Source organism: Clostridium sp. chh4-2 (assembly GCF_002899675.1).
Lineage (GTDB): Bacteria > Bacillota > Clostridia > Lachnospirales > Lachnospiraceae > CHH4-2.
Window position 1 is genome coordinate 99,648 of record NZ_PKUU01000016.1, and the last position, 26,010, is coordinate 125,657.

At 49.3% G+C, this 26,010-nt stretch carries 24 protein-coding genes; 17 read left to right on the forward strand and 7 right to left on the reverse strand.

The features are described from left to right. Positions 1-21: 21 nt before the first annotated feature. Positions 22-993, reverse strand: a complete 972-nt coding sequence (locus C0033_RS16925; protein ID WP_103229072.1) for a LacI family DNA-binding transcriptional regulator — start codon at positions 991-993, stop codon at positions 22-24. A 247-nt stretch (positions 994-1,240) separates the two neighbouring features. On the opposite strand from C0033_RS16925, the gene rpiB reads away from it, so the two are divergent. Genes rpiB through C0033_RS16980 form a run of 11 tightly spaced genes read left to right on the forward strand, consistent with a single transcriptional unit; the run spans position 1,241 to position 12,730 of the window. Continuing rightward, a complete protein-coding gene (rpiB, locus tag C0033_RS16930; RefSeq protein WP_103229073.1) occupies positions 1,241-1,684 on the forward strand; it encodes a ribose 5-phosphate isomerase B in 444 nt (147 codons plus the stop codon). Positions 1,685-1,714: 30 nt separating this feature from the next. Further along, the gene (locus C0033_RS16935) at positions 1,715-2,725 is read left to right on the forward strand and encodes a nucleoside hydrolase (RefSeq protein WP_103229074.1); all 1,011 of its coding nucleotides are present in this window, start codon (positions 1,715-1,717) and stop codon (positions 2,723-2,725) included. Between the two features lie 14 nt (positions 2,726-2,739). Next, a complete protein-coding gene (locus C0033_RS16940; RefSeq protein WP_103229075.1) occupies positions 2,740-3,402 on the forward strand; it encodes a ribulose-phosphate 3-epimerase in 663 nt (220 codons plus the stop codon). A gap of 29 nt (positions 3,403-3,431) precedes the next feature. Beyond that, a complete protein-coding gene (locus C0033_RS16945) occupies positions 3,432-4,985 on the forward strand; it encodes a sulfatase-like hydrolase/transferase (RefSeq protein WP_103229076.1) in 1,554 nt (517 codons plus the stop codon). A gap of 12 nt (positions 4,986-4,997) precedes the next feature. Beyond that, the gene (locus C0033_RS16950) at positions 4,998-6,374 is read left to right on the forward strand and encodes a sulfatase (RefSeq protein WP_103229077.1); all 1,377 of its coding nucleotides are present in this window, start codon (positions 4,998-5,000) and stop codon (positions 6,372-6,374) included. Further along, positions 6,371-7,414: a BMP family ABC transporter substrate-binding protein gene (locus C0033_RS16955; protein ID WP_103229078.1), complete on the forward strand. Its 1,044-nt coding sequence runs from the start codon at positions 6,371-6,373 to the stop codon at positions 7,412-7,414. Before C0033_RS16950 ends, C0033_RS16955 begins: the two co-directional genes overlap by 4 nt. A gap of 43 nt (positions 7,415-7,457) precedes the next feature. Next, entirely contained in the window at positions 7,458-8,954 is a 1,497-nt protein-coding gene (locus tag C0033_RS16960) for an ABC transporter ATP-binding protein (RefSeq protein ID WP_242984531.1), read from the forward strand. Beyond that, a complete protein-coding gene (locus C0033_RS16965) occupies positions 8,951-10,018 on the forward strand; it encodes an ABC transporter permease (protein ID WP_103229080.1) in 1,068 nt (355 codons plus the stop codon). Before C0033_RS16960 ends, C0033_RS16965 begins: the two co-directional genes overlap by 4 nt. Positions 10,019-10,022: 4 nt before the next feature. Beyond that, on the forward strand, positions 10,023-10,955 hold the full coding sequence (locus C0033_RS16970) for an ABC transporter permease (RefSeq protein ID WP_103229081.1): 933 nt from the start codon (positions 10,023-10,025) through the stop codon (positions 10,953-10,955). Positions 10,956-10,978: 23 nt separating this feature from the next. Beyond that, positions 10,979-11,797, forward strand: coding sequence for a transketolase (locus C0033_RS16975; RefSeq protein WP_103229082.1), 819 nt, complete (start codon positions 10,979-10,981; stop codon positions 11,795-11,797). Between the two features lie 3 nt (positions 11,798-11,800). Next, positions 11,801-12,730 (forward strand): transketolase family protein, encoded by a 930-nt coding sequence (locus tag C0033_RS16980; RefSeq protein WP_103229083.1) that lies wholly within the window; start codon positions 11,801-11,803, stop codon positions 12,728-12,730. A 90-nt stretch (positions 12,731-12,820) separates the two neighbouring features. Here the strand turns inward: C0033_RS16980 and C0033_RS16985 are convergent, their stop codons facing one another. The 4 genes from C0033_RS16985 to C0033_RS17000 are packed head-to-tail and all read right to left on the reverse strand — an operon-like array spanning position 12,821 to position 16,502. Beyond that, positions 12,821-14,155: an amino acid permease gene (locus tag C0033_RS16985; protein ID WP_103229084.1), complete on the reverse strand. Its 1,335-nt coding sequence runs from the start codon at positions 14,153-14,155 to the stop codon at positions 12,821-12,823. A 48-nt stretch (positions 14,156-14,203) separates the two neighbouring features. After that, the gene (locus C0033_RS16990; RefSeq protein ID WP_103229085.1) at positions 14,204-15,241 is read right to left on the reverse strand and encodes a D-2-hydroxyacid dehydrogenase; all 1,038 of its coding nucleotides are present in this window, start codon (positions 15,239-15,241) and stop codon (positions 14,204-14,206) included. 19 nt (positions 15,242-15,260) lie between these two features. Further along, positions 15,261-16,292, reverse strand: coding sequence for a D-2-hydroxyacid dehydrogenase (locus C0033_RS16995; protein ID WP_103229086.1), 1,032 nt, complete (start codon positions 16,290-16,292; stop codon positions 15,261-15,263). A gap of 15 nt (positions 16,293-16,307) precedes the next feature. Beyond that, a complete protein-coding gene (locus C0033_RS17000; RefSeq protein ID WP_103229087.1) occupies positions 16,308-16,502 on the reverse strand; it encodes a hypothetical protein in 195 nt (64 codons plus the stop codon). A gap of 178 nt (positions 16,503-16,680) precedes the next feature. On the opposite strand from C0033_RS17000, the gene C0033_RS17005 reads away from it, so the two are divergent. The 6 genes from C0033_RS17005 to C0033_RS17030 all read left to right on the forward strand — a co-directional run bounded on the left by C0033_RS17005 (position 16,681) and on the right by C0033_RS17030 (position 23,557). After that, positions 16,681-19,101: an ATP-binding protein gene (locus C0033_RS17005; RefSeq protein WP_180994782.1), complete on the forward strand. Its 2,421-nt coding sequence runs from the start codon at positions 16,681-16,683 to the stop codon at positions 19,099-19,101. Positions 19,102-19,105: 4 nt separating this feature from the next. Then, positions 19,106-19,717, forward strand: coding sequence for a response regulator (locus tag C0033_RS17010; RefSeq protein WP_180994783.1), 612 nt, complete (start codon positions 19,106-19,108; stop codon positions 19,715-19,717). 150 nt (positions 19,718-19,867) lie between these two features. Further along, positions 19,868-20,266 carry a hypothetical protein gene (locus C0033_RS17015; protein WP_103229090.1) on the forward strand — a complete coding sequence of 133 codons (399 nt, stop codon included), beginning with the start codon at positions 19,868-19,870 and terminating at the stop codon, positions 20,264-20,266. Beyond that, positions 20,253-20,990, forward strand: coding sequence for a LytTR family DNA-binding domain-containing protein (locus tag C0033_RS17020; protein ID WP_347501164.1), 738 nt, complete (start codon positions 20,253-20,255; stop codon positions 20,988-20,990). Before C0033_RS17015 ends, C0033_RS17020 begins: the two co-directional genes overlap by 14 nt. 14 nt (positions 20,991-21,004) lie before the next feature. After that, a complete protein-coding gene (locus tag C0033_RS17025; RefSeq protein WP_242984532.1) occupies positions 21,005-22,369 on the forward strand; it encodes an ATP-binding protein in 1,365 nt (454 codons plus the stop codon). A gap of 177 nt (positions 22,370-22,546) precedes the next feature. Beyond that, entirely contained in the window at positions 22,547-23,557 is a 1,011-nt protein-coding gene (locus C0033_RS17030; RefSeq protein WP_180994784.1) for a GGDEF domain-containing protein, read from the forward strand. Here C0033_RS17030 and C0033_RS17035 read toward each other — a convergent pair. Together C0033_RS17035 and C0033_RS17040 are read right to left on the reverse strand one after the other, a co-directional pair. Further along, positions 23,532-24,137: a LysE family transporter gene (locus C0033_RS17035; RefSeq protein WP_103229093.1), complete on the reverse strand. Its 606-nt coding sequence runs from the start codon at positions 24,135-24,137 to the stop codon at positions 23,532-23,534. The genes C0033_RS17030 and C0033_RS17035 overlap by 26 nt on opposite strands. Positions 24,138-24,145: 8 nt before the next feature. Continuing rightward, positions 24,146-26,008 (reverse strand): AAA family ATPase, encoded by a 1,863-nt coding sequence (locus C0033_RS17040; protein WP_103229094.1) that lies wholly within the window; start codon positions 26,006-26,008, stop codon positions 24,146-24,148. Positions 26,009-26,010: the final 2 nt, after the last annotated feature.

Here is a 26,010-nt window from a genome sequence, read left to right on the forward strand (position 1 = left end):
CGCCAAAATGCGGACATGTGTCTATTTTTTTAATACAGCCGGGAAAATGTAATTTTTGGCTTTCTTTCCGGTATCCTGTTTCTTTATCTTCTTGAGCAGAATACTGGAGGCGGTAATACCCATCTCATAAGGATTCTCTTCCACAATCGGAAGCGCCAGGCGGTACTTGTCTTTAAAATCATTCAGCCCCCAGCACGCAATAAAGATATCGTCAGGAATGCGCATATTCAGCGTGTTCAGTGCAATTAAGGTATTTTCTGAAACGGTAAGTCCATAGGAAATGATAGCCTTAGGAGGAGTCAAAGAAGCTAAACTGTTCTTTATCGTGTGATAGGTGGTGTCGTTGCTGTAACAGTCCATCTGAGTGGTCAGGATAATATCCTTATGTTCGCCGAGAACTTCTTTCGCCCCGGCCAGGCGCATCTGCGCGTGCTTGCTGTGAGAAGATCCGAAGAGTCCCAGGATATTATTATATCCGAGGGAAATGACATGACGGGTCAGTTCTCCTCCCAGCTGTTTATTATCGATGGCCACAGTATCAACATCGGCATCTACGGTACGGTCTACCAGCACCAATTCGGTGAGAGTGGAGATTCTCTGAAGTTCCTTGGGCGGTGTGGAGATTGCGGACAAAAGAATCCCCTCAAAGCTGAACTGAAGCATCTTTTGGAGATAATACTCCTCCTTTTCGCCATTTTCCCCGGACTCACAGAAGAAGACCAGATAACCCTGCTGATAGAAGAAATCACTGGCGGCCCGGCATAGAAGACTGAAGTAGGAATTGATCGATGGAACGATGACACCGATTAAATTGGAACGTCCGCTTTTTAAACTGCGGGCCACAGGGTTAGGGGTGTAGTTCAAGTCATCGATGGCATTCTTGATACGAAAAGCATTCTCGGCATTGATGCTGTTGGGATTATTCAAATAGCGGGATACGGAACTGGGTGATACATTGGCATGCTTTGCCACATCTTTTACTGTTATCTTCATATTAATTAAATAACCTCCGGTGCTGAAATCGAATTCTTTATATTAACTACTATATCACACTATGCAATATTAGTAAATGATTAATAGTACAACAAAAAAACAAATACTATTGTGCAATATATACATAAAAATGAAAGCTTGATTGATCAGTACTAACAAAAAAAGCATTATTATAACCTCTGTATTGACAAAATTAAGCAATAGTCCTATACTGAATTTAGTGACAACGATTTCAGGAGGAAAAATCATGAAAATAGCGATGGGCAATGATCACGCTGCTTTGGAAATGAAGCGGGATATTAAAGGGTATTTGCAGGAAAAAGGCCATATAATAACGGATTATGGTACAAATTCCCCAGAGGCCTGCGATTATCCGATCTATGCAAAGCTGGTGGCTGAATCGGTTAAAAAAGGTGACAACGATTTCGGCATATTAATCTGCGGAACAGGAATCGGAATTTCCCTGGCTGCCAATAAGGTGAAGGGTATCCGCGCGGCGGTATGCAGCGAGCCCTACTCAGCAAAGCTGGCCAGGCAGCACAACAACGCCAACATCATCGCTTTTGGCGCCAGAGTGGTGGGGAGCGAGATGGCGAAGATGATTGTGGACAGCTTTCTGGAGGCGGAATTTGAGGGCGGTATTCATGAAAAGAGAGTTGGCATGATGATGGAGCTGGAACAGGAAAGATAGTGATAAAAGAGAAGATCAGGAGGAATAGAGATGAACCGAAAAAAAGTGATGATTGACTGTGATACCGGTATTGACGATGCAGTAGCGCTCGTGCTGGCCTGGGGCCTGCGGGACCGGCTGGACATTCTGGGAGTGACTACGGTGGCAGGGAATGTGGGAATCGAGAACACTACAAGAAACACCCTGAATGTATTAAAGCTGATCGGTGCAGGAGAGATCCCGGTGGCAAAGGGAGCGGAAAAACCCATAGAACGGGAGCCGTTAAAGGCCAGCGGAGTCCACGGGGTCAGCGGACTGCGGGGATATACATTTGAGCAGGACAGCAGAGAGGCATTGGTAGAAGAAACAGCCTGGGATTTTATGTACCGTGTGTTAAAAGAGAGTGAGGAAAAGGTGACTCTGATTGCCACCGGGCCGGTTACCAATCTGGCGATTCTATTTATGAAGTACCCCGAGATAAAAAAACAGGTGGATCAAATCCTGTTTATGGGAACCTCCTGGCATGACGGCAACCCGACTCCGCTGGCAACCTTCAATGTGCTGGTGGACCCGGAAGCATTCCGCTATCTCTTAAACAGCGGCGTGGATGTCTGTGCCTGTCCCTTAGAGACGACCAGAAAGGCCTATATCACACCGGAGGAGAATGAATACATCGGAACCTTTGGCAACCGGGCCGGAGAATTGGTGTCGAAGGTACTTTCCAGCTATGGAGTGGAGAATATTCAGTCGGATGAGGTGATTGATAAAAAAGGCGAAGAGGAGATCACGGCCGCCCGCATCGCTAAGTCGGCCCAGAATAAAAAACGTGTACTGCACGATCCGGCGGTAGTAGCCTATGCGGCCTTCCCGGAGTTTTTCACAGTGGAGAAATATTACTGTGATGTGGAGTGCAAAGGAGAGCTGACAACAGGATTTACCTTGATTGATAAGGCGGATTATTATGGGAAGACCATGGAGGAACGGAATTTATATTTGGCGGAAACGGTGGACAGAGAGCGGTTTTTAGAGGCGCTGTACCGTGCCGTCAGAATGTGTGATTAAAAGGGGAGAGTGTTATGATTTCACCGACATTGGCATGTGCCAATTATTTACAGCTGCAGAACGATATTGAGGTGATGGACCGTGCCGGAGCGGATTTCTATCATATGGATATTATGGACGGACATTATGTGCCCAATATCTGCCTGAATTTTGAATTTATCCGGGCGGTGAAGAGTGTCACAAGAACTCCTATGGATGTTCATCTGATGGTGAGCAATCCTATGGACTATGTGAAACGGCTGTCGGACTGCGGTGTGGAATATGTCTGTGCCCACAGCGATGTGCTGAAGGACAATGTGGAGTATTTTATTGATAAGGTACATAAACACAATATGAAAGCCGGCCTTGTTCTTTCTCCGGAAGACAGTGCGGACAGCATCCAGCCTTACTTAAAAGATGTGGAGTACGTGCTGGTAATGTGCGTGAAGCCGGGATTTGCCGGACAGACCTTTATGGAGGAGATGCTTCCCAAGGTAGAAGAGTTAAAGAAAATGCGGGAACGGGAACATTTAAACTTTTTGATTGAGGTGGACGGAGGCGTCGGATGGGAAAATATCCGGAAGCTGAAAGCGGCGGGCGTGGATGTGGCTGTTGCAGGAATGTTTGCCATCTTCGGTCAGGAAGAGAGCCTTTATGATGCCACGGTGCGGTTTCGCAGAGCGAGTAATGAGGCATAGATGCCGGAGATAAAAGGAGAGTGGAAGGAATGCAAAAACCAAATATTGTATTGATTCTGACCGATGACCAGGGCTATTGGAGCCTGGGATCTTATGGGAACAAGGAAGTGATCTCGCCGAATTTAGACCGGCTGGCTGCCGAGGGGATCAAATTTGACAACTGCTATTGCACCAGCCCGGTTTGCTCCCCGGCGAGGGCGTCTATTATGACGGGAAAGATGCCTTCCCAGCACGGAGTCCTGGATTGGCTGGGCGGCGGAGCCATCGATAAAAAGGAATGCCGGGACTTAAAGATAAATCATAAAAAATCGTGGATTTATCTGGCAGATCAGAGCCAAAACAGGGAGGAGATTCCCGAGGACGAGGAAATCACCTTTGAAAAGACAGCCACCTATCAGAGGTATATGAATTTTGAACGCGGAGATATTGATTTCCTGGAAGGACAGAAGACCTTTGCGGAGATTTTAAAGGATAATGGATACAGCTGCGGCCTTTCAGGCAAATGGCATCTGGGTTCCGCCAGATATCCCCATAAAGGCTTTGATTTCTGGGAGCCGATTATCAAAGGAGGCACCAATTACCGGTTGGGAACGTTCTTTAAGGATGGAAAACCGGTGATCAAGGAGGGGTATGTGACGGATCTGATCACAGACGAGGCCCTGCGCTTTATCTCTGAGACGGACAGTGAACAGCCGTTTTTCCTGAGTGTCAATTACAACGCGCCTCACGATCCATGGATGCGGGAGGATCAGCCGGAAGAACTTTTAAAGCTTTATGAAGAATGTGAGTTTTCCTCTTATCCCGATGAACCGGACAATCCCACTCAGGTGGCAAAGCGCACCAGACCGAAAAGTCCGGAGCAGTTAAGAGAGTTCCGCCAGGTATATTATGCATGTATTACCGGCATGGACCGGGGCGTCGGACGGATTGTAGAGCGGCTTGAACAGGATGGGAAGCTTGATAATACCATCATCATCTTCACCGCTGACAACGGCATGAACATGGGACATCACGGCATCTGGGGCAAAGGCAACGGTACCTTCCCGATCAATATGTATGAGACTTCCGTGAAAGTACCCTGCATCGTTTATGGAAAACGCTTTACCGGCAGGACGGGAGACTGCAGGACGTTAATCAGCCATTACGATCTGTTCCCAACGATTCTGGAACTGGCGGGGATTTCCGAAGAAGAAATCAGTGAATACATGAAGGAACTCCCGGGAACCAGCATCCTTCCGGTCATCGACGGAAGCAAGGAGGAGATCCGTGAGGATGTGGTGGTTTACGACGAATATGGTCCCACCCGCATGGTGAGAACAAAGGAGTACAAGCTGATCTACCGGACTCCATTTGGGCCTCATGAACTCTATGATCTTAAAAAGGACCCGGATGAGAGGGTCAATGAGATTAAAAATCCGGAGTACCAAAAAGTAAAAGAGATGCTGTATCAGAAGCTGACAGGCTGGTTTGAACGCTATACGGTGGAGAAATACGACGGAAGAAAATATCCGGTGGACGGGGACGGTCAGATGGAACGGCTGGAAAACTATGGAACAGATAAGACGGTATTTAAGTCTTTTTAAAGGAGGAGAATTGTGAAAACCAATTTTTTACTGCTGACATTAGATGATATGAATTACGATTCAGTGGATTTTGTGGGGACAGAGGAAAAGAAACGGCAGCTGATGCCTAACTTAGACCGTCTGAAAGCAGAAGGTATGACATTTAGGGAGAGCCATGTGTCCATCGGACTTTGCCAGCCGTCGCGTTCGGTTTTAATGTCCGGCAAGTATCCTCACTGCAACGGGGCCAGGGGATTTGAAAACATCAGCCCGGACGTGAGGACGTTAACCCAGATATTGAAGGAAGACGGATATTTTAACGGCATCATCGGAAAGGAAAACCATATCTCACCCCGGGAACAGTTCTGCTGGGATGTGTATGAGCACACCTATGACGATGCTGGAGATTTTGGCAGGAGTCCTGAGTGCTACTACCAAAAAGTGCGCGAATTCCTTTCCCGGTCAAAAGAGCAGGATGCGCCTTTCTTCCTCATGGTGAATTCCCACGATCCCCACAGACCCTTTGCAGGCAGCGAGGATGAGATAGAGATGTTTGGCCGCCATATTGCCTATGAGGAAATGTTTTGTGAGGCGGATGTAAAAGTGCCGGAATTTGTGCCCGATCTGCCGGACATCCGCAAGGAGTTCGCCCAGTACTTAAATTCGGTTTACCGGGCGGATCAGACTGTCGGCCAGGTGATGAGGGCGTTAAAGGAAGCAGGAGTGGAAGAAGACACTATGGTCTGGTTTTTAAGCGATAACGGGATGTCGATGCCGTTTGCAAAGGCAAATTGTTATTTAAACAGCACCAAAAGCCCTTATACCGTAAAATGGAGCGGCCATATCGCTCCCGGCTCGGTCTCAGATGCGCTGGCAGCGAGCATCGACTATATGCCGACGATTCTTGAGGTGGCCGGACTTGCCTGCCCGGAAGACGTGGACGGCAAAAGTCTTCTGCCGGTGCTGACGGAAGGTTTAAAAGAACAGTATGATGACATTTATACCTCTTTTTATAAGACCGCTAAAAATAATGTGACGAAGAGAGAACGCTATTTCCCAATGAGATGCGTGCAGAATAAACAATACGCCTATATCTACAATGGCTGGTACGGCCAGGAGGATAAATACCGGACGGAGACCATGGCAGGCCTGAGCTTTAAAGCCATGGAGGAAGCCGCAAAGACAGATGAGGCGATTGCCAGGCGGGTCGAGTTTTATCTGAACAGGGTAAAGGAAGAACTGTACGATTATCAGAAAGATCCCCAAGCCCTTAATAATCTGGCAGGAGAGCCGGAATACCGTTCGCTGTTAAAAGAGATGCGTGTACGGATGCAGGAATATATGAAACAGAGCCGCGATGAGCTGCTGGATAAATTTGAAAATGATGTGATGACGGAGGAGAGATCATGAAAAAATTAATTGCAATCGTTACAATGGTGAGTATGCTGGCTCTCGCTGCCTGCGGCGGCGGGGAAAAAGCTCCGGCGGTATCGGATGGCGGCGGAGATAAGATCCTCTTCGTTATTGCAGGGGGGAAATTAGGTGACCAGGCGGCCAATGATGCTTCCTGGAGCGGAGTCCAGAAGTACTGTGAGGAGACAGGCGCGGAGTGCTCGGCATTTGAAATGGCGGAGCTTCAGGACTTTGATTCCACAGTGCGCGCCTACTGCGATAAAGGCTTTAACCTGGTAATCTGCAACTCTTCCCAGGTTTCAGAATTTGTCCCGCAGGTGGCGGAATCCTATCCGGATGTGAAATTTGTGATTTCTGAAGGTACAAGCGGGGAGGGGTTAGACAATCTCTTAAACATCCGTTTCCGTATCGCCGAGGCTGGTTTTGTCAGCGGAGCCTTTGCCGCGCTGATGAATCAGGAGATAAATGGAAAGATGGAAACAGCCTTTATCGGAGGCGTTCGTAACCCGGATTTAGACCGTGCCCAGTATGGCTTCGCTGCCGGCGCCAAATATGTTGGCGGAAATTCAACACCAGTCTTTGTAGGAAACTTCACCGATGCTGCGAAGGCGAAGGAACTGTCTACACAGCTTTTCTCCGGAGACGTGCGGATCATGCAGGCATGGGCGGGCGGCGCCAATACCGGTATCTTTGAGGCGGCTAAGAGCATGGGAGAAGGTTACTATACCATGGGCGGAGCCACCGGCCAGTTCCATATGTCGGATTCCATCATCGCTTCTCTGGTGAAAAATACCGATATCGCCATGTATGACGCCTGCAAGATGGCGTTGGGCGGAGAATGGAAGTCGGGTACGATCGGGTTGGGATTGGCAGAAGACTCCGTAGGCATCAAATACGCTCCTGACGGAAGAGACGAACCGATTCCCCAGGAGATCAAGGATAAGGTGGAAGAGATTAGGAAGAAGATAATTGCTGGAGAGATCAAGGTTCCGTCCACGGAAGAAGAATACGCTGAATTTGAAGCAACTCTCAAATAGCCGCCGGCTATAGAAAGGGAACGAGATGGAATATGCAGTTGAAATGAAGGGTATCACTATGCAGTTTCCTGCGGTACGCGCTAACGATCATGTGGATTTTTCTGTGAAAAAGGGGGAAATTCATGCCCTGGTAGGAGAAAACGGCGCAGGAAAGTCCACGCTGATGAACATCCTATATGGTTTGTACCAGCCTACCAGCGGTGAAATCTATATCAATGGAATTAAAAAGGAATTCCACTCCGCTCTCGGAGGCATCGAGGCAGGGATTGGAATGGTGCACCAGCACTTTATGCTGATCCCCAGAATGACGGTGGCGGAGAATGTGGTGCTGGGCGCGGAGCCGAAGAAAAACCGGCTGTTTGACCGTGCCAGAGCCAATAAAGAGGTAACGGCGCTTTCCGAACAATACGGCTTCTATCTTCCGGCTGCGGTGCCGGTAAGAGAAGTGTCTTTGGGAATGCAGCAGCGCGTGGAGATTGCCAAGGCGCTCTACCGGAAAGCGGATATTATTATCCTCGATGAGCCGACGGCGGTGCTCACGCCACAGGAAATCGATGAACTGGGTGAGATGCTGAAACAGCTGAAAAGCCAGGGAAAGACAATTATCATCATCACTCATAAGATGAAAGAAATTATGGATTTCAGTGACCGTATCACGGTGCTGCGGGCAGGAAAAAAAGTGATAACCGTGAATACCTCAGAGACCGATGCCGACAAGGTGACGGAATATATGGTAGGACGTGAGGTCCATTTAGGAGAAAACAGGGAAAATCATACGATTGAAGACACTGTGCTGGAATTTATCGGCGTGTCTTACAAGAATAAAGTAAATAATGTCAGCTTCCGTCTGAAAAAAGGTGAGATTCTGGGGATTGCTGGCATCGATAACAGCGGGCAGAAAGAGATCACCGAGCTGGCGGCCGGAATCCTGCAGCCGGATGCCGGACAGATCCTGGTAGATGGTCAGGATGTGACCCGGCTGAATGCCAGGCAGATGAAGGAGCTGGGGGTAGGCTTTATCCCCCAGGACCGTCACCGTCATGGGCTGGTGCTGGATATGGATATCGAGGATAATCTCCTCATGGGCTACCAGCGCAGGCCGGAATATAAGAAGGGCAGATTTCTGTTTAACCGCAGCATGGCGGAAAAGAACGCAGAAGAGAAGATAAAAGACTATGATATACGCCCGGCGGACAGAAAGATTCTTACCGGAAAACTCTCCGGAGGCAACCAGCAAAAGGTGGTGGTTGCCAGGGAGAGCAGCCGCGCAACCAGGGTCATCATAGCGGACCAGCCATCCCGCGGAGTTGATATCGGAGCCACGGAACTGATCTATGATATCTTTGCACGCGCGTGTAAAAAAGGAGAGGGAGTGATGCTCTCCTCGCTGGAGCTGGATGAGCTTTTAGCGGCTACGGACCGGATCATGGTGGTAACCGAGGGACGAGTGGCCGGAATTGTGGAGAGCGCCCATACGTCCAGACGTGAAATTGGAAGCTTGATGGTAAACTTTAAAGAAAATCAGGAGGTGGAGGCATGAATAAAAAAATATCCGTAAACGGAGAACGTTTGAAATCGCTTCTGTCCCCGTGCCTGATTATTCTCTTTGCCATGGCATTTGTATCAATTCTTTTAGTTGCAATCGGCGCCAATCCTTTTGCAGTGTTCAAAAGCCTGATCCAAGGGGCTTTCGGGACGCCGCGGGGGTTAATCAGCACCATCAGCAAATCAGTGCCCATCTGCCTTTCCGCCTTTGCGGTGGCGATGGCGAAAAAAGTGGGTATCTTTAATATCGGCGTGGAAGGACAGTTGGTTGTGGGAGCGCTGGGCAGCGCGATCGTGGGCATCTATGTAAAAGGTCTGCCGATGATCATTCACCTGCCGCTGGCACTTTTGGGAGGTATCCTGTTTGGAATGCTGTATTCACTGATTCCGACCTGGATGTTTATCAAACGGGGAGTAAACCTGCTGGTGGTATTCATCATGATGAATAATCTGGCGAAGCTGTTCTCGACCTTTGTAATCATATCACTGATCAATGATCCGAGCAGCATGACGACGGCGTCCCTGCCAATCCAGGAATCCGCCCATCTGCCGAACTTGATAACCAGCCCCGGGAAGTTAAATATCAGCATCTTCATCCTTCTGGCTGTGGTGCTCATTATCTATATTGTATTTTATAAGACCGTGTGCGGTTATGAGATGAGCGTATGCGGGCTGAACCGGGAGGCGGCGAACTACAGCGGCATCAATACCGGGAAATACCTGACCTGGGCGCTTTTAATCGGAGGCGCATTAGCAGGACTGGCGGGGGCCATCGAGGTACAGGGAACCTATTACCGCCTTTATGACGGATTCTCCCCGGGCTATGGATTTGACGGCATTCCAATTGCTCTTTTATCCAACGGCAATCCTCTGTTCATGTTTGTGGGAAGCATTCTTTTCGCGGCGCTGCGCGTGGGTTCCAATACCATGCAGATCGACCAGGGCGTGCCGAGTGAGATTGTATCGGTAATTCAGGGAACTCTGGTTACACTGATTGCCTGTGAATATTTTATCAAGTACTTATCCGGAAAAATGATTATGAAGAAGAAGGAGGCATGAGGCTATGAGTATGGTTTTGATTACAACAATGGTAATTTCGGTACTCCGGCTCACCGTACCGATTGTGCTGATGGCGCTGGGCAACATGTTCTCCGAGCGCGCGGGCATCATGAACCTGGGTGCGGAAGGTATGATGATTTCCAGCGCTTTTGGTGCGGTGGCAGGCGCCTACTTTTTTGGGAATCCTTGGCTGGGAGTGCTGACGGCAATTCTCTGCAGCATGCTGGTAGCCGGGATCCATTCATTAATCAGCGTGGAATTTGGCGGAATCCAGAACATCAGCGGTCTGGGACTCAATATGCTGGCCGTAGGCATGACTTCATTTTTTTGCCGGGCAATATTTAATACCGGCATCAGCCCGACGGTACCCAGCCTTCAGACCAGTGAATTTTTGAAAAATGTTCCGCTGATCGGCAAGGTGCTGGTCCAGTTTTCTCCGTTAGCTTATCTTACGCTGGTGATTATCGCAGTCTGCTGGTTTGTTATGTCGAAGACCGTGTTCGGCGCTCATATCGTGGCCGTGGGAGATGATCCGAGAACCGCAGAGACGGCGGGCATCAACGTCTGGAGACTGCGCCATTTCTGCGTGACTGTATTATGCGGTGCGCTGGCAGGCCTGGCAGGAGCTTATCTCTCCATCGGCCAGCTCAGCTTTTTCATGGAGGATATGACCAACGGCAAAGGTATGCTGGCGGTTATCGCGGTTAAGATGGGGCGCTGGAGCCCGAAATACATCGTGGCAGTAGCGCTGCTGTTTGGATTTTTCGACGCTCTGCAGGCGCAGCTTCAGATTAATAATGTTTTAAACATCGCTCCGGAACTGATCCAGACACTGCCGTACGTGGCGGGTATCGTAACCATGTTCTTCAGCAGCAGCTCCAAGGAAACTCCAAAGGCATTGAGACAGCCTTATGTGAAGAATAAATATAAGATTTAGTCTGAAAGGACGGAAGGACAGCTATGAATGAGGAGAAAGAATTAAAGAAAAAAGCGGCGGCCATCCGTCTGCTGGCGCTAAAAGGGATTCATGCGGCAGGCAGCGGGCACACAGGAGGTTCGTTATCTATCGCGGAGATACTCTCGGTATTGTATTTCGACCAGATGAATATAGACCCGGAACATCCGGATGATCCGGACCGGGACCGCCTTGTTTTATCAAAAGGGCATGCGGCTCCGGCCGCCTATGCGGCACTGGCGCTTCGGGGCTATTTCCCAAAGGAGGATATGATGACGTTAAGGCAGGTGGGAAGCCATCTGCAGGGGCATCCTTCTATCCGAAAAACGAAGGGCGTGGATATGTCATCCGGCTCGTTAGGACAGGGACTGTCCGCAGCCAATGGTATGGCCTTGGCAGGACAGTATCATGGAAAAGATTACACGGTATACTGCATCTGTGGGGACGGGGAACTGCAGGAAGGCCAGATATGGGAAGCGGCGATGACGTCGGCTCATTATAAACTGGACAACCTGATTCTGTTTGTGGATCATAACCGCCTTCAGATAGACGGTGAGGTATCGTCCGTTATGAATGTGGAACCGCTGGATGAAAAGTTCCGTTCCTTCGGCTGGGAGGTTCTGGACGTGGATGGACACGATGTGCAGGCGCTTCGTGCATCCATTTTGCAGGCAAAAACGGTAAAAGGGCGGCCAACGGTGATTATCTGCAATACGGTCAAGGGCAAAGGCGTTTCCTTCATGGAAAATCAGGCCGGCTGGCATGGAGCGGCACCCAATGACGCACAGTATGAACAGGCGGTTCAGGAATTGACGGAGGTTTGACAGATGGAATATTTATCGACAAGAGAAGCTTATGGGGAAGCGCTTGCTCTGCTGGGTGAGGAACGGGAATTCGTGGTATTGGATGCGGACCTTTCCAAGGCCACCCAAACCGCGCGTTTTGCCAAAAAGTATCCGGAGCGGTTCTTCAATATGGGGATCAGCGAAGGAGATATGATGACCACGGCAGCGGGATTTGCTGCCACAGGGGAGTGCGTGTTTGCAAGCACATTTGCCATGTTTGCTGCGGGAAGATCCTATGAGCAGATCCGCAATTCCATCGCCTATCCGAGGCTGAATGTGAAGATCGGAGCCACCCATGGAGGCGTGCTGATCGGAGAGGATGGCGCTTCCCATCAGTGCATTGAGGATATCTCCCTGATGCGCACGATTCCGGGGATGACCGTGCTGGTGCCTTGTGACCAGTACACCGTGTTCCGGGCTGTAAAGGCGGCTATGGAGATGGACGGACCGGTGTATCTGCGGTTTGGCCGGGCATCGTCACCAAACGTTTATACACAGGAGAATGCCAAACTGGAGATTGGGCGCGGCAATGTGATTAAGGACGGCAAAGATGTAACAATTATCGCGATCGGCGATCTGGTTTATGAAGCGGTGGAGGCGGCAAAAGAGTTAGAAAGCAGAGGGATATCGGCTGCGGTCATCGACATGGCAAGCGTGAAGCCCATTGACAGGGAATTAGTTTGTACTTATGCTGAAAAGACCGGCAGAATCATAACGGCCGAGGACCACAATATCATCGGCGGCTTAGGAAGTGCAGTGGCAGAAATTTTGGCGGAAACAAACCTGGCGAAGCTTTTTAGAGTTGGAGTAAAGGATACTTTTGGATGCTCAGGAAAACGTGTTGATTTGCAGAAGCAATTTGGGCTGAATGCAGCTGGAATATTAGAGGCTGCAGACAGAATTTTGGAATAAAGAATACAAAGAAGCTGCGGTATAATCTATACCACGGCTTCTTTGTATTTATAGAGGATAATAGTTCTAATATTAATTTTGATCTCTGCTTTACTGACCATTATTTGCGCTGTTTCTCTTCTTGAGTATTGAGAAGAGGGGCAGTCCCAAGAGTGCGACAACGATAGCGAAAATGGACTGGGACGGATTGCCGAACAAGGTGCTTAACAGGATATAGGAACTTCCTAAAGCGCCCAGTACAGGAGTGATAGGATACAGGGGGATGCGGTATCCCTTTTCGTCCGAAAGTCCCCGCTTGCGCAGAAGGAACACGCCTACAATACCGGCGGTGAAGAAAATCCAAAGCACGAAGGTAGCAAGGTTGGATAGCGTATGGAAAGTGCCTGACATAATATAGAATACAGCAATCAGTGACTGGGCAATTAATGCGTTGGTAGGTGTGCCAAATTTAGGGTTTACCTTGCCAATCAGACGGCTGCAGGGCAGTTGTCCTCTTGCGGCCATGGACTGCGGCACACGGGCGCCGGTCATCATATGTCCGTTCAGAGAGCCGAAAATGGAAATCAGGATGCCGCCTGTGAGGAATGCCGCGCCGCCAGGTCCAAACAGAACTTCTGCCGCATCTGCCGCCGGTGTTTCAGAGGTCAGGATTGCGTCTGCAGGCAGGGTGCGCAGGATAACCAGATTAAACAGCACGTAAACCACGATAACAGACATAACGCCCAGGAAAATGGAACGGGGCAGATTCTTCTTAGGATCCTTCATCTCTCCGGCCATATTGGTAACGCCCAGCCAGCCGTCATAAGCCCACAAGGTTCCTAAAAGTGCTGCGCCTGGCGCCAGAGATTCGCCGATAAGCTCTCCGCTCATACCGGCTGCGCCTGGTATGTGTCCTTTGAAAAGGCCCATACAGATGATGGCGACGAAAGGCACCAGCTTACCAAAGGTGGATGCCACCTGTATGGCTCCGCCATACTTGGTTGAAAGGATGTTAAGCACCAGGAGCATGAACAGCATTCCAAGGGCTAACATCCGCTGAGTTCCCGCTGTCATGGGAACAAAATAAGTTGCATAGATAGCGATTGCAATGGATTGGGCGGCAAGCTCGGCGGGATAGGAGATGATGGACTGTACCCAGCCTAGGGTAAATCCCCATTTTTCCCCGTAAAGCTCTTCCAGATAATTATAAAGGCCGCCGGCGCGGGGCATATTGGAACCGATTTCCGCAACGGAAAGAGCTGCGCATAATGATATGATACCACCTACAACCCACAGGAGGATAGCCATTTTAGGACTTCCTGCATCCCGCAGGACAGCAGTCGGTTTCAGGAAGATACCGGAACCGATAATCATGCCGATAACGATGGATAAGCCCTGCAGTACACCGACGGTTCGTTTCATGTCATTTTGTGTGTTATTCTGCATTTGATTCTCCTTTTCTTTTCAGTTAGGCTAATATTGCATGGTCTTCTATTAATATCCTTTTACCGGGTCAACTACATTTTCAAGGGCTTCTCCCTTATAAAGTCTTCTGAGATTGTCAAAGAATATGTCAAAGGTCCTGTGGATGTAATTGTCCTCGTCATCACAACCCATATGAGGGGTCATGACCAGGTTGGGAGTGGTCCACAAAGGTGAATCCTGCGGCAGAGGTTCCTGTTCGAACACATCCAGAATGGCTCCGGAAATCTGATTGGATTTCAGTGCGTGGATGAGGGCCTCTGTTTCAAGGACACTGCCCCGGCACAGGTTCACAAAACCGGCTTCCGGCTTCATGGCGGCGAATTGGCGGGCGCCGAACATATGTAGGTTCTCCGGGGAGGCGGGCAGGGTGAGGAAAACATAGTCCGCTTCGCCCAGAACACTGCACATTTCAGAAGGAGGCACGATTTTTTCGAAGCCTTCTTTTTCGCGTACATTGGGGTCCACTCCAATGACGCGGATACCCAGTTTTTTGGCGGCCTTGGCAATGGCGGAGCCCTGTTTTCCGGCCCCTACGACCACAGCCGTATTGCCTTCGATGATGGTAAGGAAATGTCCGTCCCAGCGGGATTCCCTTTGGGCTGTGTACAGCCGGGGCATATGGTTGCCCAGCATCAGCATGCACATCATGGCATATTCGGCTGACTTGGGAGCGTGAGCCCCGCGGTTATTGGTCAGCTGGGAGCCTTTTGGAAGCCAGTCAAGAGGGGTAAGATGTTCCACGCCTGCGCCTATAATATGGATGTATCGGACATCCGGGGCATGTTCTGCAAAGCGGTCTAAAGGAAACATATATCCCAGTATAATATCTTTATCCGCAACGTCATGATAAAAAAGCTGATGGTCCGCTTCGTTCCAGCTTGGTGTGTTCTCATAGCTGGTGGTGGTGCGGGTAAAGGAAAATTCGGCAATATCAGCAATGTCGGGATGGCGTTTCAGCGCGGCGTCAAGCCGTTCCTGGTCCATTCTGAAAACCTTCATGCTGTCCTCTGCCGTAAGGATCATGACCTTGAATTTATTCTGTACCATTGATTCCCTCCCTGTTCTTTTAGAACGCTTTATTGGCGTTTACAACGTTGATGAATGGCTTGCCTTCCATCTCATTGCGCAAGTTATGGATGACCAGATCCAGGGTCAGCGGCATATAGTAAACTAAATCATCCGAGGATACGTGAGGTGTCATGATAAGGTTGGGCGTATCCCATAGCGGAGAATTCTCAGGCAGCGGTTCCTGCTGGAATACATCCAGAATGGCGCCGGACAGTTCTCCTGCATACAGCTTCCTGCTGAGGGCTTCCTCGTCTAAGAGCGGACCACGGGAAACATTGATAACTCCTGCGTGAGGAGGCAGCCAACCCAGGACTTCCCCGCTTACAATGCCGCGGGTCTCATCGGTCAGAGGGGCAGCAATGGCCAGGAAATCAGCCTTGCCCAGAACTTCCTCCATGCGGCTGTTGTCCACCACCATTTCGCAATATGGGTGTTCCTTGATATAAGGGTCGATACCGATGACGTTCAACCCCAGTTCTTTGGCCTTTCGGGCCATCTCTCCGCCCTGGTGTCCTACTCCGATGATGCACAGGGTCTTGCCTTTAATGACAGAGGTGAAATCCTTATCCCATTTATGGCGGCGCTGTGAGGTTACCAGACTTGGGATGTGGGCATTGAGCATTGCCAGGAACATGGCGAAGGACTCGCCTGATTTTGGCAGATGGACACCACGGTTATTGATAAGTTTGATATCATCAGGTACCCAGGTAAATGGGGCCAGATGATCTACTCCGGAACTGATGAAGTGGATCCAGCGCAGGCAGGGGGCATACTGGCGCAGGTTTTCTGTCGGAAAGCTGAACCCCACCATGATATCAGCTGTTTTCATACAACTGTAATATTCGTCAAAATCTTCCTGGGACCAGCGGTCCACTTCGTCATAATCGCTGCTGCCGATGGTGAAATACAGCTTGTCGGCCAAGTCGGGATTACGTTTGAGAAGGTCCTCCACATGCTGCTTTGTCCCCACGAATACAGGATGAGATATATCGCTGTTTTGTATATGAATATGAATTTTACCTTGATACATTTTGTTCCCTCCATCCTAAAATAATATAATTTTCTGGAATCCGCAGCTCCCGGCCATGGAACCGCAGTTTCCACCTTTTATAAAATCCCCCATTCCCATGCCGTAATCTTTGGCAGGCTGTCCGGACCATGCGGCGCCATTTTGATGAACATGGTCGTTTGGCAGGGGGTGATTTCCTGTTTTCTGTGTGACGTTTGTTGCTGATTTCAAGATAAAAGGAAATTCCTGGTTTTACAAGAGGGTGGCTGTATAATGTATGTTTTGGCTGTATTTTGCATTGCCAGAAGGGCGATTTTTCTGTAAAATAGTCTTCAGTAAGATATAAAAACAAACAATAAGGAGCCCGACAGGAAAGATTATGAAAATGAAGTCTACCACTAAAAGGTTTATGAAAAGGTTGATGCGCGCCTTGTTCCGTGATGAGAGGGATTACCGAATCCTAATTTTCAATCAGCTGATACTGGAGGAAATCGCAGTCTGTATTCTTATGACCCTGTTCCCCCTGATGGGCCGGGGAAATCCCGTCAACGCGGTAATGAACGCTGTGGCCGGTATTTTCTGTCTTGGGGTGGCATACTATGCCAAAAAAAGCGGACGGTATGAAATCTGCTCCATGGTGATAGTGATATTTATCTTCCTGCTTATGGTACCGGCCATCTTCTTTTTTGGACGCGGGTATTACAGCGGGATGCCTTGCTTTTTTGTATTTTCGGTTGTATTCACAGTGCTTTTGCTGGAGGGGAAAAAGGTGGCGCTGTTCGTTGGGGTGGAGGTAATTGTCTATACCGGCTGTTACCTGACCGCATATTTTAGGCCGGAAATTATCAGCCATCCTCCCAGCGAATACGACTTTTTCATGGATGCGCTCATTGGATTTCTTGTGGTGGCCAGTATAGTGGGAATGTCCGTACAGCGGCTGCTGCGGCTGTATCACATCCAGGGAGTAGAGCTGGAACAGGCCCGTTTGGACGCCGACGCGGCCAGCAGGGCCAAGAGCGCATTTCTGGCCAACATAAGCCATGAAATCCGCACCCCCCTCAACGCAATCCTGGGCATGAACACCATGATATACAGAAGCTGCACAACCGAAGAGGTGAAAGAGTATTCCAGAGATATCAGCAGTTCCGGAAGATGGCTTTTGGAAATTATCAGCAATATCCTGGACCTTTCAAAGATTGAAGCCGGTAAATTCCAGGTGGAGGAGCGGCCCTATGATCTGGTTCCTCTGCTTTCCGACCTGATATTTTCCGGTCAGATGCAGGCGGGGAACCGGAGCCTGGAATTTGATTACGCGGTGGAGGAATCCCTTCCGGCTTCCCTGTACGGCAGCGCCCGCCATATCCGGCAGATTGTGGGGAATTTTTTGAGCAATGCCGTAAAATATACGGAAAAAGGAGGGGTTACGCTGACCGTTGGACGGATTTCTGCTGGGGATGCCGTGGGCGGCGATTCGGTGATGCTGCGGATTGCGGTCAGTGATACGGGGATCGGAATTCTTGAGGAGGATAAGAAGCGCCTGTTTGAAGCATTTGAACGCGGCAGGCAGCCTGGAGGACGGTATACGGAAGGCTCCGGCCTGGGCCTGGTGATTGCAAAAGAACTTGCCGGACAGATGGGAGGAAGGATATTGGTTGACAGTGAACCGGGAAAGGGGAGTACCTTTTGCCTGGAACTACCCCAGCGGATTTGTGAGCCCCATCCCATCGGCCCTGTATCCGGCTGGCTGAAGCGGGAAGAAGAGGGGGAAGGCGGCAGTTTTCTGGCGCCGGAGGGCAGAGTGCTGCTGGTGGATGATGACGAATCCAACCGGAGACTGGAGTGCGCCCTCCTGGAGCCTACCATGCTGCAGATTGACAGGGCCAAAAGCGGTCCGGAAGCCATCTGTATGGCAGAGAAAAAACATTATCACGTCATCCTTATGGACTACATGATGCCGGGAATGGACGGGCTTGAGACCATGCGGGAGATGGAAAGGCGGAATCTGACCGGGAATACGGCGGTCATTGCCCTGACTGCGGATGCGGTGGCTGAGACAAGAGAAAGGCTGTTGCGGGAAGGCTTCTGCGCCTATCTTTCCAAGCCTGTAAGCGGGTCCAGGCTGGAAGCGGCCATCCTCTCCTGTCTGCCTCAGGAGCTGGTTACACGGACAGACAGCATCTCTCCCTGTACCATGGACGAGGACGCAGTGAAGCAGATCAGGCAGCAGCTTTTAGGGTATGATATTGACTTGGAAAAAGGCCTTGCTTTTTCAGGAGGTGATATCCGGCACTTAGGTATGCGGGCATATTATTTCCGGGACGGCTTTGACAGGGGGGTACGGCGGGCTAAGGAACTGATTTCGTCCGGGAATTTAAAAGGCCTGTCTTATATTGCCCATTCCATGAAATCGAATGCTCAGGGCCTGGGGGCAGGAGAATTGTACCATATATCTGCCAGAATGGAGCAGCGGTGGGAAGACCGGGAATACATAGAAAGCTCTATGGCTCTGTTCTTTCTGGAATGGAACCGGGCATACGAAGGGACTGGCAGGCTTTTGGAAACGCTTAGGGAAATGTTTCCCTACCAGGAAAAATCAGAACAAGAAAAGCTGACGGCCATCCAGTACGGCCGGCGGGCGTTGGAAGCGGTCAGGATGTGTAGTTGGATTCAGGCCAAGTCAGAGATAGCCGCCCTGCTGGAGACGGAGCAGGATGAAAAACTGCGAAAGCAGCTGCAGGTTATTTCCTCGTTGGTGGAGGATATTGAATTTGAGGAGGCAGAACCGCTGTTGGAAGATTATCTGAAACAGATACATGGGAAGGGGGCATGAACTGATGGAGGAAGAGAAAAGAATTCTGGTGATAGATGACGACCCGTCTTTTTTGAAATGTGTATCCGAATACCTGAACGGACATTATGCAGTCAGTGTAGCCAAATCAGGGAAGGCCGCCCTGCGGCTGCTGGGCCAGGGCAGCTGTCCTGACTTAATCCTTTTGGATATAGAAATGCCTGGAATGGATGGATATGAAGTGATGAAATGCCTTAAAGATGATCCGCAGACAAAGAGAATTCCGGTGGTTTACCTGACGGGGCTTCATCAGGAAGAATACGAAACAAAGGGAATAGACAGCGGAGCCCTGGACTTTTTGAGAAAGCCGGTGAGCAGCCAGGTGCTTTTAGTCCGTATCCACAACTATCTGGAGATTGCCAGGGCGCTACGATCAGAGGGAAGGGGAGAACTGGACGAGGAAAGGCTGGCCGGCCTTCCGAGGCCATTAAGCAGCCGTGAGCTGGAGACGGCCCGGCTGATGGCCAGATTTTATACCAATGAACAGATCGCCGGTGAATTGAATGTTACGGTCTCGCGTGTGAAGCAGCTGGTTGCCGGTGTACTCGACAAGCTGGAGCTAGAGAAAAGGAGTGACATAAGAAAATATTTCAAATAAGCATTGCAGAGGGAGCGGCTGGCACCGCTCCCTTTTTTTCTGAAAAGACTATACTTTTAGTATATACCAGGGTGTACGAAAAAATGATATTTTAAGAATATAAGAACAGTTGGACGGCAGTTTTTAGATGTATCTGAAAGAGGTGAAGGAATGAGCGGATTATACTGTGGCAACAGCGGCGTATTCCTTGTCTTTGGCAATGTAAGCGTCCGTAAGGTGTATTGTGACGGACAGAAACTGATTTTGGACGTATTGTATGCAGATAGGGAGGAGCAGAGAATCACATATTCAGGCCTGTGGTACAGCGCCTTTCACCCGTGGGACCAGGGGGCAGTGGTTTCTACCGCGGAACGACTGCCTGTAAAGTGTCTCAGGGAACCGCGCCACAGACCGGCCATGGAGCATATGATAGAGGACGGAGTAGATGATCCGGAGAAGCTGTTGACAGAGGCAGAAGCAGCAGGCTGCCGGTTATTTCTGCACTATGTGGGAGAAACGGATGAATATGCCGTTCTGGCCAGGGAGGTAGATATGGATGCGGGAAGCTAGCATAAAGATTGCCATAGTGGACGATCTTTCCATGTGCAGGGCAGATATACAAGACTGCGTGGAACGGTACCTGAGGGAACATTATGACGGGGAAATGCCATTTGTGGAGCAGTTTGCCAGCGGGGAGGAATTCCTGGCTGGCTTTCAGGCTGAATTCTATGACATTATCTTTATCGACCAGTTCATGTCAGGACTTTCCGGCATGGATACCGCCAGAAGAATCAGAGAAAAAGACGAAGTGACCGCGCTGGTGTTCATCACCACCAGCCGTGACTATGCCATAGACAGCTATGGTGTGCGGGCCAGCGGCTATCTGGTCAAGCCATATAGCTATCTGGAATTTGCAAAAGCCATGGACAATGCAGGCTTGGAGAAAATACGCAATGCCAGGTTTATCTGTTTAGAAGGAAAAAAAATCCTGCTGAGAGAGATCCTCTGGTGCAGCCTGGAGGGCCACTATCTCCAGATTCATACGGAAAAGAGGGGGATACTCCGGTTCCGCGTCGCCATGCGGGAACTGTCCATCCTTCTTGAACCCTATATCCAGTTTCTCAACTGCTATAAAGGCTGCATTGTCAACATGGAGCGGGTGGCGTGCATGGGGAAGCTGGATTTTCAGATGGTTAATGGGGAGAAGGTCCCATTTTCCAAACGAGACAGAAAGAAGATCGAATCACTGTATCATGCCTATATATTCCGGAGGGAAAGGATGGGGGGATTGTAATGAATGCTGCAATCATGGTATTAGTATTTCCGGTTCTGGATTTTATGCCTTATGAAATTCCTATGTACTGGCTGTTCCGCCACAGGCTGAGACTGCCGTTTCGGTGCGCTCTAATGCTTCTGACGGCTGTGACGGCACTTAACAGTGCAGTGTTCTGCTGGCTTCATTTCAGGGGGGCAGTGCTTGCGGGGCTGATGCTGATGCGTTATGGCTTCATGGCTATCCATATGCTTCTGGCCTTCCTGCTGATTAAGGAAAACTTCCAAAAACTGATGTTTACTTATATGCTGACGACAGCTTGGACATTCTTTGTTTTTGGCAATGCAAATTTCATTGTCAGCTGTTACCAGGCGGCTTTTCGCTGTCAGTATCCTTATCTTGTTTACGATGTGGGCCGTATCCTGGTCTATCTCATTACATGTCCCTTTATGTATGGTTTTTATTATCGCACGTTAGAGCAGGCATTGAAGATAGACGATGTGAAACTATGGAGCTATTTCTGGAAAATCCCCATGTTTTTTACGCTGTTCGGCCTGCTGTATCCGACAACCATGGATGTGGATCCCTATGTTACGTGGAAGTTTATGTTTTCACGCTATTTCATGATGTTCGGTGCATGCAACGTGTCCTATGTGGCCATGAAAGTATTGGAAATCTCCCGGCACCAGGTTCAGCTTGAGGAGGCGCTTAAATACACGGACCTGAACTTGAAGACACAGAAAAAACAGTATGACAGCCTTGCCGCCTATATGGATGAGGCCAGAAGGGCGCGCCATGATCTGAGACATCATCTTATGGTTATGCAGTCCTATATCGAGAAGGATGATAAGGACGGGCTTAGGAAATACATAGATGTTTATAAAAACAGCCTGCCGTCTGACCATCTGGAGCTGTACTGCCGTAATGAGGTGATGAATGCCGTAATTGGCTATTATGCAGCCCTGGCCCGGGAAAGAAAGATCAGATTCACTGCAAAAGTGGATAATATTGATGATTTCCCCATATCTGACACAGAGATAACAGTCCTGTTAGGAAATCTGCTGGAAAATGCCGTGGAGGCCTGTCAGAGAGAAAGTGGGGACGGGCGGTTTATCAGATTTCAGGTAAGCCGCAGGGGAAAAAGGGAAATCCTGATACTGGTGGATAATTCATGCAGGCTTCCGGTTGTGTTTGAACAGGGTATGCCCAGGTCCTCCAAACGTGCCGGTCCCGGAATCGGTACGGTTTCCGTGCGCGATATTGCCTCCCGTCATCAGGGAGAGGCGCATTTTGAACAGACGGATGGGGTATTCTGTGCATCCGTGTACCTGCAGGATGGAACGGCGGACATGGCGGCAGAAGGCCGCGGACTGGCCGGAAAAGAAGAGGTTTTCGTTTAAGACATATTCTATATAGACAGCAGAAAAAACGCCTTTCAGAATGCAAATTCTGAAGGCGTTTTTCCAGGTGGAATTATTGCGCCGTGTCCTTTTTCCCTTTGGTTTTGCTTCATTCTTGCATATCTCGTAAATTGTTGCTAAAATAATATTAAAGGCGGGCGCATGGAGGGAATGGATATGGGAAAAGATGAACAAGAGATCGATGAGAACATAATTGAGCTTCAAAAAGAAAACCGCCGCTTAAATAAGCTGATTGAAACCGATTGGCTGACCGGTGTATACAACCGCGGCGCGGTGCAGAATAAGGTGAATGAACTGATTAACAAGAATAAGAACGGAGTCATGCTGTTTCTGGATGTGGATCATTTTAAAGATATCAATGACAGGTTCGGTCATATTGTAGGAGATCAGTTCCTGAAGGATCTGGCGCTGACTTTGAAGAAGATGATCTTCAGAAATGATATCATAGGCCGGGTCGGCGGAGACGAATTCGTGGTTTTTATCCCGGTAAAGCAGGATATGGAATTTGTCGAGGAACGGTGCAGGCAGATAAAGCGGCGTTTCCGGGACAGCTCCTTTCAGAGAACCGTATCATTAACCGTTTGCGGAACCGTGTACCAGGAAGGCGACGACTATCTTTCCATGTTTGACAGAGCAGACCAGCAGATGATCAGTGAGAAGAGACGGAACAGGATGCTGGAAGAGAAGAAGCCGGAAAAGGAACAGATTCCAGGGATGATGATTGACATGAGGCTGATTTCCGCCGAACTTCATGAGAGCAACCAGGTTCAGGGCGCTTTTTGCCAGGATTACGAAGTGTTTAAAAGCATCTATTGTTTTACGGAACGCAGGCTGAGAAGAACAAAAGGAAACGCATGTATTATTCTGTTCACCATCACGGACGGAGGAAATAATTTTCCTCATTTTTCAGTGCGCGAGGCGCAGATGGAGATTCTGTCAGAGATTATCCAGAAATGTTTAAGATCAGGGGACGTATATACGCAGTACAGCAGCTGCCAGTTCTTGACGATGGTATCGGATGCGTCCATGGAAAATATCGACTGCATTGCCGAACGAATCTGCAGCTGCTTTTATAAAAGGGTTCCCGGAGGGCAGGAGAGCTGCCTGCTTCACCATGGATACCCTCTTGGAATTGATGAGACTAAAAAACTGATTGAACAAAAGTAAAGAATAATTTTAAACCGTAAAAGATAATCACGCATCCGCAGATCAGATTGACGGCTCTGAGAACCCGGTTGTTCAGTTTGTGGCTGAACATGGTGACAAACAGGGTTAAACCTGAAAACCAAAGGCAGGAAGCCGAAGCCACGCCCAGAATAAACGGATATCCGGAGCCGTTCTGGCTCACGCGGAAAGCTCCCAGCATCATGGTTCCGTCAATGATTGCCTGGGGATTAAACCAGGTGACCACACAGGCGGAAAATATAATCTTTCTCACAGTCATATTCTGACCGGAAGTTGTTTCCAAAGAGGACTTGGAGCGGATCAGGCCGATACCGATCCAGGTTACGATCAGGCTTCCTGCCAGCAGGATTACCATCTCCAGCCATTTCACATGCTCTATTACAGCGCCAATCCCGAAAAAACAGGCGAAAGCCAAAGTAATATCAAAAAAGATAACTATAAATGCAGTCAGCGCGGAACGCTTGTGATCGCGTTCCAGCGCTGTATTAATGATAAATAAATTTTGCATGCCGATGGGGGCCACATAAGCCAGCCCCATAGTCAGACCTTGTATATATTCCATTGTAAACCTCAAAGTTTTATTAAATGATAAGGAATCTGATTGGCTGTCATCATCTGCGCTTCACGCTGATGACAGGTAAATATAATGATCTGTCCCTGATATGCGTTCACAAGCCATTTTAATGCTGTTCTGAGCCGCTCGTCGTCATAGAGGACAAAGCTGTCGTCGAAGATCAGGGGCATCTGAATCCGGCCGTTCTGGATCAGTTTAGCGGTGGCCAGCCGCAGAGCCAGATAGATCTGGTCCATGGTGCCGCTGCTGACCTGTTCGATGGGAACCAGACGGGTCTTGGTGTTCATAAACACATTCAGGTTCTCGTCGATGCTCATGCTGCTGTAGATGCCGCCTGTAATGCCGCTTATCAGCTCCGAGGCAGTTTTGTTCAGATAGAGGCCGAAGGAATCGCGTATGCTGGTGGACAGCTCGGTCATGGTCTCCTGGGCCAGGTCGATGGCGGAAAGCTCCTGCTGAAGCCGTTCGTTCTCCTCCAAAACATGCTTTAACGTTGCCGCCTGGTTTTTGCAGCCGGTCAGATGCTCCAGCTTCTTTTCCAGTTCCCACTGGTTTCTCTGCTGCTGCTCAATATACTGACCGCAGGAACTCTGTTTTTGCTGAAGCTCCGAGATGTCCTTTGTCAGCTGGGCCACTGCGGCTTCTGATTTCTGAACCGCTTCGAAAAGCCGCTTGAATTCAGCCATCCGTTCCTTGAATACGCCCATGGCTTCTTCCGTGATCGAGGAATCTCCTAAATGGCGGGAATAAATTTCCTGAAGCAGCGTGGAATACAGCGTCAGATCCTTTTGGTAATGCTTATCCCTCATGAATAAAATAGCGCGGCACAAAAATAACACGGCAGCGGCCATCAGGCTGGCAGCGGAAACCGGCGCAAAGGGAATTCCCAGAGAGGCGGTCAGAACATTAGCGTTTCCCGCGGCGAAGAGATATCCTCCTAAGGCCAGGAAAATAACGCCGAATACCACGGCAGCGGCGCTAAACACCTTTCTGGACTTGCTGGCTGACTTTTTCTCCGATTCCAGATAATTCTGATAGATGGATTCCGTGTTCGCTTCATAAGCGTTTATGGAATCGTGGTCAGTAAACTGATGGGTGGCTAAAACCTGTTTTCCCCGGGCGATCTTCTGCAGCAGTTCTTCTTTTTCCTCCTGCTTGGAAGAGATCAGTTCCTGAACCTCATTCTTCATCTTTTGAAAGGCCGGAAGCTGGTTTTCATATTCCGGCGCCGAAATTTCTTTTTCAATATTCCGGATTTCCCCAAGAACCGATGCGTAAGAGCGGGCGGCCTCAGGCACCATCTGTGCGGCCAGGGCTTTTCTCTGATCCTTTAAAAATGCACTGGCTTTTGTGATGTTTAATGCCATGTTTCCGGAAGTGTTTAAGTTGGCAATATAATTTTTCAGTTCAGAGACCATGCCTCCGTCCGTGGCGCTCTTTAACTGGCCGATGCTGATGGTATTGTTGTATGCAGTCTCGCTGAGCCCGTTTAACAGTTCGTCCAGCAGAGCTTTGGTGGGCTCCACTTCTTTTCCCAATGTCTCGTTGACAATGGTCAGATCTTTGTTGTTTTTCTGAAAACTGCGTTCAATTCTGTATACAGTTCCCTCGTGTTCCAGTCTCAGATGGCCTTCGTAGGTTCCGCTGTTTTCCCAGGGTTCAAATTTGGTATAAGTATCGTTTTTAGAGGCCCGGCCTCTGGCCCTCTCGATTCCAAAAAGCATACCGCGGATGAAGGTATGCAAAGTGGATTTTCCGGCTTCATTTTTTCCATAGACCACGTTAAGTCCGTCCTTAAATGAGATGGAGAGATTATGAAATTTTCCAAAGCCGTCAATATGTAAGTCCAATAATTTCATTG